Annotated in this window: 13 protein-coding genes; 12 read left to right on the top strand and 1 reads right to left on the bottom strand. The window is 43.6% G+C overall.

Annotated elements, in window-relative coordinates; genetic code table 11:
* From AB5170_RS17745 to AB5170_RS17695, 11 genes are all read left to right on the top strand, one after another.
* Nucleotides 1-1,234 (top strand): MobA/MobL family protein (locus tag AB5170_RS17745; RefSeq protein WP_368365120.1); only part of this gene is annotated, 1,234 nt, incomplete at its 5' end.
* Between the two features lie 167 nt (nt 1,235-1,401).
* Nucleotides 1,402-1,566 carry a hypothetical protein gene (locus tag AB5170_RS17740; protein ID WP_155512691.1) on the top strand — a complete coding sequence of 55 codons (165 nt, stop codon included), beginning with the start codon at nt 1,402-1,404 and terminating at the stop codon, nt 1,564-1,566.
* Nucleotides 1,563-1,748, top strand: coding sequence for a hypothetical protein (locus tag AB5170_RS17735; protein WP_055056597.1), 186 nt, complete (start codon nt 1,563-1,565; stop codon nt 1,746-1,748). Before AB5170_RS17740 ends, AB5170_RS17735 begins: the two co-directional genes overlap by 4 nt.
* Complete coding sequence (locus AB5170_RS17730) at nt 1,687-3,312, top strand: recombinase family protein (RefSeq protein WP_055056598.1); 1,626 nt, start codon at nt 1,687-1,689, stop codon at nt 3,310-3,312. The genes AB5170_RS17735 and AB5170_RS17730 overlap by 62 nt, the downstream gene beginning before the upstream one ends.
* Before the next feature lie 148 nt (nt 3,313-3,460).
* Nucleotides 3,461-5,113: a helicase-related protein gene (locus AB5170_RS17725; protein ID WP_368361645.1), complete on the top strand. Its 1,653-nt coding sequence runs from the start codon at nt 3,461-3,463 to the stop codon at nt 5,111-5,113.
* Between the two features lie 54 nt (nt 5,114-5,167).
* On the top strand, nt 5,168-9,022 hold the full coding sequence (locus AB5170_RS17720) for a DUF3849 domain-containing protein (protein WP_368361644.1): 3,855 nt from the start codon (nt 5,168-5,170) through the stop codon (nt 9,020-9,022).
* Complete coding sequence (locus AB5170_RS17715) at nt 9,019-9,270, top strand: transposon-transfer assisting family protein (RefSeq protein ID WP_117739739.1); 252 nt, start codon at nt 9,019-9,021, stop codon at nt 9,268-9,270. Before AB5170_RS17720 ends, AB5170_RS17715 begins: the two co-directional genes overlap by 4 nt.
* Before the next feature lie 209 nt (nt 9,271-9,479).
* Nucleotides 9,480-9,686 carry a hypothetical protein gene (locus AB5170_RS17710; protein ID WP_368361643.1) on the top strand — a complete coding sequence of 69 codons (207 nt, stop codon included), beginning with the start codon at nt 9,480-9,482 and terminating at the stop codon, nt 9,684-9,686.
* Between the two features lie 15 nt (nt 9,687-9,701).
* Nucleotides 9,702-9,932, top strand: a complete 231-nt coding sequence (locus AB5170_RS17705) for a hypothetical protein (protein WP_368361642.1) — start codon at nt 9,702-9,704, stop codon at nt 9,930-9,932.
* Nucleotides 9,933-10,145: 213 nt separating this feature from the next.
* Nucleotides 10,146-10,436 carry a CD1845 family protein gene (locus AB5170_RS17700; protein ID WP_016306490.1) on the top strand — a complete coding sequence of 97 codons (291 nt, stop codon included), beginning with the start codon at nt 10,146-10,148 and terminating at the stop codon, nt 10,434-10,436.
* 79 nt (nt 10,437-10,515) lie between these two features.
* Complete coding sequence (locus AB5170_RS17695; RefSeq protein ID WP_368361651.1) at nt 10,516-11,613, top strand: relaxase/mobilization nuclease domain-containing protein; 1,098 nt, start codon at nt 10,516-10,518, stop codon at nt 11,611-11,613.
* Between the two features lie 168 nt (nt 11,614-11,781).
* On the opposite strand, the gene AB5170_RS17690 is transcribed toward AB5170_RS17695, so the two are convergent.
* Nucleotides 11,782-12,147, bottom strand: coding sequence for a helix-turn-helix domain-containing protein (locus tag AB5170_RS17690; RefSeq protein WP_025579570.1), 366 nt, complete (start codon nt 12,145-12,147; stop codon nt 11,782-11,784).
* A 191-nt stretch (nt 12,148-12,338) separates the two neighbouring features.
* Between AB5170_RS17690 and AB5170_RS17685 the strand changes: the two genes are divergently transcribed.
* A complete protein-coding gene (locus AB5170_RS17685; protein ID WP_005423706.1) occupies nt 12,339-13,022 on the top strand; it encodes a response regulator transcription factor in 684 nt (227 codons plus the stop codon).
* Nucleotides 13,023-13,032: the final 10 nt, after the last annotated feature.

Raw genomic sequence — 13,032 nt, 5'->3', positions numbered from 1 at the left:
AGATGTGTATAAGAGAAAGGAATATATCCTTGATAAAGACGGCAATAAAATCCGCAATAAGTCCGGACGGGGATTTAAGAGCAGGGCGGTAGATGTGAATGACTGGAATGAAAAAGGTAATTCCCGGAAATGGAGAAAGGATTTGACGGACACCATCAATGTGGTGAATGACCGGATCGGACTGCCGGAGTACTGGGAACACCGTTCTTTTAAAGAGCTGGGACTGGAGCAGGAGCCGACCAGGCACTTAGGTCCGATTGCCAGTGCATTGGAGAGGAAAGGCATCCGTACCGAAAAAGGGGATGCGAACCGGGCAATCATGGAGCATAACCAGACGCTGCAAAGGGCAAGGATGTTCTATGATATTGCATGGAACAGTGTGAAAAATTTGGAGAAATGGGAACAGGAAAAAGCTGCGGAAGCTGCAAAGAATGCCGCAGAAAAGAAAGCAGGAAAAATGGCAGGAGACATCCCTGCGGCACAGGAAGGTGAAGCAGAACAGACGGCAGTTGGTTCGATACAGAAAGAAACTTCCGGTACAAAGGAAGTCAGCGTATTTGCAGCGATGAAAAATGAGGTTCTGGAAATGCTGGAATGTATTCTTGCAGCATTTGGAAGGCTTCATCTGCCGCTGATACAGGCACCGAATTTAAAAAAGGTAAGTAATCGTGCAGCACTGATGGATATTGAAAACGTGCGGAGGTTCGTGGAAGAAAAAGGCATTGACAGCTTTGAAGCACTGGAAACCTTTGCAGTACAGCAAGAAGCTTCCAAGAAAGAAGCAGAGGAAATCTGCAACAGAGATGGAAGGGAAATCCGGCGGTTAAAGGAACTGTCAGAGGCTTATGCCGCCTATGCTCCATACATTCCCATCCGTAATGAATATCTGCAGAAGAAAGGAATCGCACAGGCAGTTTATCACAGCCAGCATAAGAAAGAACTGGAAACGGCGAAAGAACTCCGTATTCCGGTCTATGAACTTCTTCGGGAAGGAGAAAAATTCACACCGAAAAAGTGGGAAGCACAGATCAAAGAGCTGACACAGGAATACGAGAAACAGTCCAGACGTTACGGCAGGAGTACCGTCAATCTTGCCTATGTGGAGTTGCTTCGTCATAACCGGAAGATAGATGAGCGGGAGCAGAAGAACAAAGACCAGTCCCAGAGCCGACAGCATGAAAAGATGGACAGGGGGCAGGAGCAAAAGAAGAAACGTCAGGAAATGGGACTTTAGATTTATACATCGTTAAGGAAAATCTGCCGGGATGTCCCCCGGCAGGCAGAAAGGAGATTGCAATGAGTAAAGATTGCAGGACTACGAAAAACAGAAACAATAGTTTGACATTTGGTGTGCTGGCAGGGATAATCCTCTGCCAGCATTGGTATTTATGGAGGGATTTTATGCAGAGAAAAGCAGGGAACCGCCGGAGAGAACCGATCCGCTATGTGGTGGAACATGTTTATTCCGGCAAGGAGAGCATGGAAAAGGTACTGACTGCCGTTAGTGAAGAAGCGGCGAAACAGAATGTAAAGGAGAAGCTGGAAAATCAGAAAAAGGTGGGATGAGAAAAGATGCAGATTTCACCGGAAAAATAAAATCAGCAGTTGCAGGAGGTGGCAGGAATCGCTATAATAAAGACAGCGTATTTCTGTCACTGGATATTGAAGAAACCACAGGAGGTCAATATGCAGACAACAGAAATCAGAGAAACATGGACAGCACTTTATGCAAGATTATCATTGGATGACGGCAACGTGGGCGAGAGCATGAGCATCCAGAGCCAGAAAGCGATCCTGACAAGAAAAGCAGAGGAACTGGGGATTTATAATTATCAGTTTTATGTAGACGATGGTTATTCCGGTACGAATTTCAACCGTCCGTCCTTTCAGCAGATGATAGCGGACATTGAAGCAGGAAAAGTTACCTGTGTGATCACGAAAGATCTTTCAAGGCTAGGTAGGAACTATCTGGAGAGTGGCGCTTATATCGAGGTATTTTTCCCAAAACATCAGGTACGGTATATCGCCGTCAATGACGGTGTGGATTCTGCAAACAGCGGGGAGATGGATATTACCCCGTTTAAGAACATTCTTAATGAGTTTTATTCAAGGGATGTTTCCAAAAAGGTGAAGTCAGGTAAATACATCCGGGCAAGCCAGGGAAAATTCATGGGAACACACGCACCATTCGGGTATCAGAAAGACCCGGAGGACAAAAACCACCTGATTGCCGATGAGGAAACCGCACCAACCGTCCGTTATATTTTCCAGCTTGCACTTCAGGGAATGGGAAACAATAAAATCGGGAAAATCCTTTATGAACAGAAAATCCCAAAGCCGGCATATTATAAGCCGGAATACTTCGGAAAGTTTCTGGTAAAAGAAGATGATGCCTATAACTGGAAACAGGAGACCATCATCCGGATTTTACGAAACCCGCTTTACAAAGGCTATTTCTGGGTGCAGAAATATGATAAGAAGCATTTCAAGCAGGAAACAAGGGGGTATATCCCCATGAGTGAGCGTACCATTATTCCCAGTGACCATGATGCACTTGTTGATGAACACACATGGGATACGGTGCAGGAAATCCTTGACCGTCATACGAAAGTCAAGCCCTGTACTTCCGGGTATGAGAATAAGTTCCGGGGCATTTTAAAATGTGCCGACTGCGGAAGTACCCTGATGGTGCATACCGATGGCAGGAATAAGGAGAAGCCAGTCATTGAACGGACTTTTTACCAGTGCCGCATTTACCGTGTGAGGGGAACCGGGTTCTGCAGCCAGCACCGCATCAATGCGGACGATCTGGAGGAACTTGTACTTGCGGACATCCAGACCCATGCAAAAAGGGTCATAAAAAACAGGGAGAAATTCATGCGGAAGGTATTGGGGCAGATGGATACGACAGCGGCGAATAACCGGGAAAATATCCAGAAAAAGCTGGAGAAACTGGAGAAAAAGCTCCTCGAATCGGACAGGCAGTTCATCAAGCTGTATGAGGATTTTACAAAGCAGCTTGTGTCAGAACAGCAGTTCCGGATGTTGTCCACTCATTTTGAACAGGAAAAGAAAGAAACAACCGAAGAAATTGAAAAACTGAAAACTACGGCTGACAATCTGAAGGACAGCACCTGCAAAGCGGAACAGCTTGCCAATGAAATGGTGGAATGTGCAGAGATCAAAGAGCTGACCACAGCCATAGTAAATCGTCTTATCGAAAAGATTGAGGTATCTGAACCTCAGACCATCGACGGAGAGAAAGTCCAGAATATCAGGATTTTCTACAAGTTCGTTGGAGAAATCAATTAAATTTCCATAATGTACCTATAATTCAAGAGCCATTGAATTATCACCGGAAGGAACGGGCTATCGTGCGAAAACACGGTTTGCCCGTTTTTTTAATCTTCCAGAGCTGATCTCCATTTTTAAGGAAGCTGCGGATATTCAGACATCGGATATGCTGAATCTTCCTGTACCGGAAGCAGAGTTTATCAATGAAGTCTTAAAACCAAGTGAAGAACAGCAGGAAATGGTCAGTGCCTTTTCGGAACGTGCGGAAGAAGTAAGAGCCGGTCTTGTGAATCCAACGGTGGACAACATGCTCAAGATTACCAATGACGGAAGAAAATGTGCATTGGATCAGAGGCTATTAAATGAACTCCTTCCGGATGCAGAAAAAAGCAAGGTCAATACCTGTGTGGAAAATGCTTTTCAGGTATGGGACGAGGGAAAAGCAGATCGGACAACACAGCTGATCTTCTGTGACTTGTCTACTCCAAAAGGGGATGGGACTTTCAATGTATATGATGATGTCCGAAACAAACTGGTTGCCAGGGGAATCCCGAAAGAAGAGATTGCGTTTATCCATGAATACAACACGGAGGCAAAGAAAGCGGAACTGTTTGCAAAGGTACGGACCGGGCAGGTGAGAATCCTTATGGGTTCCACTCCAAAACTCGGTGCTGGTACCAACGTACAGGACAGGCTCATTGCCCTCCATCACCTTGACTGTCCGTGGAAGCCGTCTGATCTGGAACAGCAGGAAGGACGTATCTTAAGACAGGGAAACCAGAATGACAAAGTAAAGATATTCCGGTATGTGACGGAGAACACTTTTGATGCGTATATGTGGCAGATTTTGGAGAATAAGCAGAAGTTCATCAGCCAGATCATGACCAGTAAATCCCCGGTCAGGGCTTGTGAAGATGTGGATGATACGGCACTGTCCTATGCGGAAATAAAGGCACTTGCCACAGGCAATCCGTACATTAAAGAAAAAATGGATCTGGATGTGCAGGTGAGTAAGCTAAAACTTCTAAAGGCAAACCATACCAGTCAGATTTACCGTCTGGAATCCGATATTGCAAAGAATTTCCCGGTACAGATCAGTGCATTGAAAGAGCGGATTGCCGGAATGCAGGTGGATTCGCAGGTAGTAAAAAGTGTGGATTTACAGGATAATGACACGTTTGCCATGACAGTAGGGAATGTCCTTTATGAAGATAAGAAAGAAGCAGGCGAAGCGTTGATCGCTGCTTGTGCAGGGTTAAAAACCGTCAGCACCGGCGGAAAGGTCGGGGAATATCATGGGTTCACGTTATCTGCTTCCTATAATATGTTCTCCAATGCGTTTGAACTGACAATCAAAGGAAAATGTTCTTATAAGCTGGAGATCGGAAAAGACCCGGTAGGAAATATGCAGCGTATCCATAACACGCTTTCTTCTATCGACAGGAAGCTGACGGAAAGTGAGCAGAAATTGGAAACCGTACAACAGCAGCTTGCTACTGCACAGGAAGAGGTAAAGAAACCATTTCCGAAAGAAGCAGAGCTGAATGAAAAGATAGAACGGTTATCCGAGTTAAATGCCTTGCTGAACATGGATGAAAAGGGCAATGAGACGATTATGGCAGATGAGGATATTGGCAGAGAAGGAAGTAACACAGACAGCAGGGATGCCGTAGAAGAAAAAGAACTTCCGGAAACAGCAGACAGAATTCATAAGCCATCTATTCTGGAACGCTTAAAGCAGGAGAAGGCACAGCAGAATACAGCGGAACCGACCGTTACACAGAAAACTGCAAAGAAAAAACACGAACAGGAGTTATAAAAGATTTCCCGTCAGAGTTTTCTCTGGCGGGGACATAAAATGGAGGGTTTGTTTATGGCAAATAATATAGAAAAACAGTTAAAAGAAATATCGGAACGGCTGGAGCAGGGAGTAAAGGAAATCTTTACATCGGAGCGATATACCGAATATCTGAATACCATGTCAAAGTTCCACAATTACAGCTTTAATAACACACTGCTGATCACCATGCAGAAACCGGAAGCAACACTGGTGGCCGGGTATCAGGCATGGCAGAAGAAATTTAACCGTCATGTAAAACGTGGAGAAAAAGGAATCCAGATCATCGCACCAGTACCGATACGGGAGAAACAGGAGATTGAAAAGATCGACCCGGTAACAAAAGAGCCTGTGATCGGGGATGATGGACAGCCGGAAACAGAGATTGTGGAGATGGTGATACCGAGATTCCGCGTAACGACAGTGTTTGATGTCAGCCAGACAGAGGGGGAACCGATCGCAGAACTGGAGGTACCGGAGCTTACCGGAAGTGTACAGTTTTATGATACGTTTATGCAGGCATTGCAGAATATTTCTCCTGTGCCGATCCGCATGATGAATGTGGAAGGGGATGCAAAAGGCTATTATCACCAGACAGAAAAATATATTGCGATAAAGGAAGATATGAGTAATGTACAGACGATGAAAACCGGAGTCCATGAAGTGAGCCACGCATTGCTGCATGACCGGGAAGTAATGGATGTGGAAGGAGTCTTAAAAGACCAGACAACAAAGGAAGTGGAAGCAGAAAGTATCGCTTATATTGTCTGCAACCATTTTGGTCTGGATACTTCAGAATATTCGTTTACCTATATCGCCAGCTGGTGCGAGAGCAGGGATATGAAGGCGTTGAAAGCATCAATGGATACCATCCGAAAAACATCTGCAGAGATCATTGGGAACATTGAGGAGCAGATGCATGAGCTGGAAAGAGAAAATATCATGCAATATGAAGAAAAAGAAGCATCTGCCACCAGACAGGAAAAACTGGAACAGGACAGTGCGGAAAAGATTGATGAAACTTTGCTTTTTCATGGAGAAAGCGGTCGTTTTGCAATCTATCAGATGGATACGGGCGGAGAGCATACTTATCAGTTTATGGGTTTTGAATCAGCTAAAAAATTAGGCTATACCATTGAGGGGAAAGACTACAGGATGGTGTATGCGGCTCCGTGGACACCAACGATCACATTAGAGGATATTTTTGAGAGATTTAATATCAACCGCCCGAACGATTTTCATGGACATTCCTTATCGGTAAGCGACGTCATAGTTATAAACCGGACGGCGGAGACAAAGGCTTATTATGTGGATTCTTTCGGCTTTGAGGAACTTCCGGACTTTGTACAGCAGAGAATGGAGATGCTGGAAAATAATCATACCAGAGCCTATCCGCCAGTTTATAAAGGAACACTTGCTCAGGCAATGGAAGAACGGGATGTAGATGCTTATCTGGATTCCAGAAAGTTAAATATTGATTGTAAGAAAGCAATCGAGAAAGCAATCGCATTAAATTTTGACGGGATGCATTTAAAGGAAGATGTCGCAAAACAAGTGCTGGAACAGTTTGGAGAAGAACGTATGACGTTTGTTATGGCAAATACGCTTCGGGAACTTTCTTATGACGGCAGATTTTCCAAACAGAACAAAGACTGGGCAGAACATATCGAAATCCCGGAAAATATCAATCAGGGGAAGAATCTGAATCAGGATTATGTGATAGAAAGCCACCCAGCGGTGTTAGATGGATTTATTGATATGGCAAGGGCAGAGATCCGTATGCAGAAGATTGAACAGGCATTAGATGAAGCGGAAGTCACCATTACAGCAGATACCAGAGGATTTGAAGCAGATGGACATGCAGGAACTTGGCATACAGTAGATGAAAGAGAGTATGCAGGGGAGAAGTTCTTCTTCATGGAACATGATGAGTATGGTTCAGATGTGGCAGGGATTATCGTATCGGAACATGGTCAGCTTGTCGCAGAAGATCTCTGGAATGGGTATGATGCAGGAGCATTGGAAGCTATTTCAGAATATCTGCAGGAGAAAGGGATTTCTGTGGAAGGACTTATGCCGGAACTGGAACCGGATGAACTGGCATATAAGATTGACGATAGGTATTTTGCAATCCAGAGAACAGAGGAAGGCTATGATTATACCTTTTATGCTTTGGATTACGATGAGATCGACGGCGGTGCCTATGACAATCCTGATATTTCTATGCAGCAGGCAATGGAAGATATTCTGGAAGATGAAGAAATGTCCCTGGAAAATGCAGTTCCCGTTGACTATGAGGATTTGATGGCAGAAGTGGAAGAAGCAGGCGAACGGCAGATGCAGCTGGCACAGTTATTAAAGAATTGTCCACCAAGTATTTTTGAGGATTATGACAGGGAAAGAGCAGTGGATACCTGTGAGGGAATTGTAATGCAGTTTACCAAGAGCAAAGGGTATCTGACCGTACAGGCAACGGAAGAAGGCTATTTTTATATTTTTTATGATTCTGACCTGCACGAAATCCATTCCAATGATTATGACGATCCCAAAGTATCTGTTCAGAAAGCTACTTATGAAATCTTAAAAAGTGAAAGAATGGATGATATGGAATGTGTCAAAGTGGACTATAAAGAATTTGAGGCAATGACCATCCAACATTCAAAGGATTTACTACAGGCAGGTGAGCTTCGTGCGACTTCTGAGATTGGAAGAGATGAAGCAGCATTAAATGGTCTTAGCAGGGCAGAAGTGGAACGGGGTGTCTTGTATCACGCACAGGGTATTCTGGAAGATATGGGATTAGAAAATGAAGTAGAGCTGCTTGCAGCAAGGGTGCATGGTTCCAGAAGCAGAGAGGAACTTTACAGAGATGATTCTGACCTTGATGTGGTGCTTTCTTATCATGGCAATATCCGGGAGGACAGTTTCTTCAATGAATTAAATGCTCATGGCATAGCAATGGCAGGTATTAAGGTGGACATCAATCCTATCGCAGAAGAAAGAATCACTCTGGCAGAATATATGAAAGAGTCAGAAGCCTATCTTGATCAGAAGGAAATCGAAAAGCTGGCGGTGGATTTAGATAATTTCAGCTATGAATATGACACTTACGAATATAAAGATATCGTTGAGAACAGGGAAGAACAGGTGAAGAAAATCACAGAGGACATTCTGAATAAGAAAACAGGGTGTTTAAAGGACTGGCTGGTTGAAGTGTCGGAAGAATCTGATATAGACAGTGATGTGATAACTGCCCGGTCACTGCTCTCCCGTTTAGAAAATGCAGAAACCTTTTCTATCTTTACCAGACAATCAGAACAGGAACAGCCAGAAGTTACGATCAGTTTCTATGTAGCAGAGTGCATGGAGTTCCCGGTCATGGGTGAGTACCATAATAATCTTACTCTGGAAGAAGCAATCAAAATCTATGAAAGTATTCCGGCAGAACGCCTGCATGGAATCAAAGGGATTGGTTTTGATCTGCAGGACGGGGATGAGGATTATTCCGGGGAATACGGACTCATGAGTGGAGACAGGATAGACAGGGATCTGATTGATATGATTCCACATTATAAGGAAAGCCCATTGGTACAGAAAGCAATCAATGACATGGAAAAGTATCTGAATGAGAAACATGGAAAAGTGCAGGAGGCAGAACAGACCGTGGAAGTGAAACAGAAAGTTTCAGAAACACCATTCAAGAAAGAATCCGTATCAGTAGAATCGAACCGGGAACAAAACAAAGAGCCTGCACAGGGTGGAAAAGGGGAACTGAAAAAATCCGTGCTGCAGTCGTTAAAAGAGTTCCAGGCAAGAGCAAAAGCACAGGAGCAGAAAGAAATGGCAACTGAAAAATCCAAAGCGCATAAGAAGGGGAATATAGAATTATGATGAATCTGGCAATGAACTTTGATACAGATGAATGCTTAGTGACCGCAATGTTTGATAAAGGCAACCGAAATGATACGATGGAAGCTATCGACAATATCATTCCATTTCTGAAAGGGGATGCGGATATGATCGGGCTGGTCTGCAATACCATAAGAAAGCTGTTCTGCATGAGTGATGAAGGCTATGAGATTTTTCTTATGGATCTGGAAGATTATAAAGTGGATTTGGAAGATAATTATAAAAAATAGAGAATATTTTGTGTGAATTAGTGTTAGATAGAATTTATTTAAATTGGAGAAAGTAGCCAATCCGATTGAGAAACTGGCACATATTATTAATATGATAAATTTTATTATTGACTTTTAAATTTCACAATGCATCATAGTAAAATAAAGCGAGTATGTAAAAGAGCAGTGTAATTAATGATATAATAAAAAGCAAGAAAAATATTTTTAAGATGGAATTTAGAGAAATTGATAAATCCAACTACTGGGATTGTATGGCATTGACTATTGGTGATAACCAAGAGGGATTTGTTGCAGATAACAAACAGTCATTGGTAGAAGCTGCTTATGAGGACGGACTATATACTTTAGGAATATATCTTGAAGAAACGATGATAGGCTTTATATTATATGATTATGATGAAACCTTTCCTGGCTAGTCTATGAGCCGCTTTATGATTGGCAAACAGCTTCAAGGAAAAGGTTATGGAAAACAGGCAGCAATAGCGTTTTTTGAGTATTTTAAGACCAAACACAATGCCGATAAGTTATATATTAGTGTGTCTTTAGAAAAGATACTTGCACGCAAAATGTATTCTTCGATTGGATTTGCAGAAATTAAAGAGGTGGAATATACATTTGGGGACAAGCACTATAAAGAAATGCAAATGGTAAAAGAATTGTAATGGCGAATAACTTCCGGCTTGTTAACTAACATGAATTTTAGTTTATGGTTAATGAGATTGATGTTATCAATATGGGACAACGGCAGGACATAAAAAGTGTCCTGCTTTTTTCATACCTTTGGGACAGGATTTACTAATTTTTCGCAACATTTATGTCCCCGGGCAGGCATGATAAAATAGAGGTAGGAAGGATAGATAAAGGAGGTTTTGAAGATGAAGATACTGCTGAAAATATTGGTTGCTCCCTTTGCTTTGGCGCTGACACTTCTGGCGGCTCTGCTGGTGTTCCTGTTTGATATTTGTGCCGTCCTGCTGACGATTACCTCTGTGATCCTGGCGGTGCTGGGTGTCGCTCTCTTTTTCACGCCGACGCCCATAGGCGGGATTGTATTTCTGTTTCTTGCCTTCCTTCTTTCGCCGTATGGACTGCAAGCGGCGGCGGGCTCCCTTCTTTGGGCGCTGGATGGAGGCAAATCCGCTCTGTACCGGTTTCTGGCAAGTTAAGCAGCCTCGGGCCATTATGGCCCGAAGTCGGGGAGGTCTGAATGGGCCGCCCTTTTCTCATGGAAAGGAGGGATGATTTCTGGCTACCACAACTTTGTTACAGCGCCATGCGGGCGAAGGCGAAACGATTGCTGAGGCTATCCGGGATTGTCTGGACTATGGCAAGGACCCGGAGAAAACAGAAAGCGGAAAGTATATCTCCGCTTATGAATGTGATCCGGCCACCGTGGCGGACGAGTTCCTTTTGGCAAAGGCCAGCTATGCCGCTATGACGGGCCGGGAACAGAAGAAAGAAAATAATGTGCTGTGCTATCAGATACGACAATCCTTCTATCCGGGCGAGATCACCCCGAAGGAGGCGAACCGTATCAGCTATGAGCTGGCTATGCGCTGGACAAAGGGGCGGCACGCTTTTATCGTTACCACGCACACCGATAAGCAGCACATCCATTGTCACATTTATTACAACTCCACCACCCTCGACTGCACCCGGAAATTCCGAAACTTTTGGGGCTCCAGTTTCGCCCTCCGTCGGCTCTCTGACAGGCTGTGCCTTGAAAACGGGCTGTCCATCGTGGAGAACCCGAAGCCCCGAAGCAAGGGCAAGTATCGGAATTATGGGGAATGGCAGAAAGACCGGAAAGGGCCGTTTTCCTATCAGGACCGACTGTGCCTTGCCATTGATACTGCGCTGGCCGCTACCCTTGCCTATATACAGGACAATAACCTGACCGATTATGAGCAGTTGGCACAGAAAGCCACCGAGGCGGCAGACCGTTTCCATGCCATTTCCGAGCAGGTCAAGCATACGGAACAGGCCATGAAAACCAATGCCGGGCTAAAGGCCGCAACGGTTCAGTATGCCAAAACCCGCCCAGTCTTTGAGCAGTATAAGGCGACGAAGTACAGCCGGAAATTCCTTGCGGAGCATGAGGCCGACCTTGAACTGTACCGGGCTGCACAAGCGGAAATGCGCTCTCTGCTGGGCGGGGCGAAGCTCCCTAAAATGGATGTGCTGAAGGAGGAAGGCCGCAAGCTCACAGCAAAGAAAAAACAGCTCTATGGAGAATACCAGAAGGCACGACGGGATATGCAGGAGATCGTCACGATCAAGGCGAACATTGACACTCTGATGGGCTACGCCGAGCCGGGAAGAAAGCAGGAAAAGGAGCGTTAAGGTTATGAAAATAAGGAGCAAAGCGACGCTGACACTTCGGGCCATATTGGCCCGAAGATACGGGTTTGGGGCGAGCCCCAACAAGCCGCCTTTGTGCCACTTGTGGCCACAGAGGCATTGCTTACCATTTAGCGACACCTCTAAAATAGCACAAAAAAACAGAGGCTCTTATTTCTGAACCTCCGTTTCTCTGGCTTTCTTGAGCCCTTCGGCTGTGGCCTCCATGACAACTAGCTCCTTTTCATTCATGGAGTTGAGAAGTACATCAATGTGCTTTCTGCAACTGTGCTCGTCCCGCTGTTCTTCCCGGTAGAAAAACTGGTCTACGGAAATATCGAACATGGTAACGAGTTTGAAAAATAAATTGAAGCTGGGATGTTGTCCCTTATTTTCAATATTCATAATCGTGCGGTCTGTCTTGCCGACCAGCTCCGCCACATAGGCCTGTGTCCAGCCTCTTTCTTCTCTAGCTTGTTTGATTGCCAGCCCGAGCCCATGAAAGTCAAACCTGATTTCATCTTGGTTCATTCTCATATCACCCTATATCATTGTACATTTCGGGTTGAATTATGAGAATGTAATGAAATTTGATGTTAAGTAGTATTTTATTTCGCTGTCAGATAGCCACATGATTGAATATAGCAAACGATTGTGATAAAGTTGATACGAATATGCCATAAAATTATATTCTGCAAATTGATCAATGTTAAAGAGAGGTATTTTATATGAATTACACAATTCTAATAGTTGATGACGATATGGCTATCAATGATATGCTTGTTAAATATCTTCGGAAAAATGGTTATATAACATATTCTGCTTATTCAGGAACAGAAGCCCTTCTTTTTCTTGAAAAGCAAAAAGTTAATCTGATTATTTTGGATTTAATGCTTCCCGGTCTTTCTGGCGAACAAGTTTTAGCAGAAATAAAGAAAACAAAAAATGTACCTGTAATCGGTCTATCTGCAAAAGAAGATTCTAAAAGTAAAATTTTCTTATTGAAAAACGGTGCTGATGATTATGTAACGAAACCCTTCGATATAGAAGAACTACTTGCAAGGATTGAAACGATTTTGCGACGGATTTATGAAAATCAATATACATCAAATTCCTTGTTATGTTGTGGCGATTTAAATTTAGATACAATAGGAATGGAGGCCACTCTAAAAAATCAAAAATTGCCCCTTACAAAAAATGAGTTTGCTATATTGAAAATGCTTATGGAACATCCGCAACAAGTATTTACGAAAGATATGATTTATGAGCAATTATGGAATGAAACTTTAGAGGGAACTGAAAATGCTATCAATGTTCATATCAGCAACTTACGCAAAAAAATTGCTGCAATAGATAATAGTAAATCATATATTAAAACGGTTTGGGGAATTGGGTTTAAGATGGACATATAATCTTTATGAA

Origin of the sequence: Ruminococcus sp. RTP21484sp1_RTP21281st1_A8_RTP21281_210402 (assembly GCF_040914025.1) — a bacterium.
Lineage (GTDB): Bacteria > Bacillota > Clostridia > Lachnospirales > Lachnospiraceae > Blautia_A > Blautia_A faecis.
The sequence above is the reverse complement of the archived record's forward strand: the minus strand, read 5'-3'. Positions and strand labels throughout refer to the sequence as shown.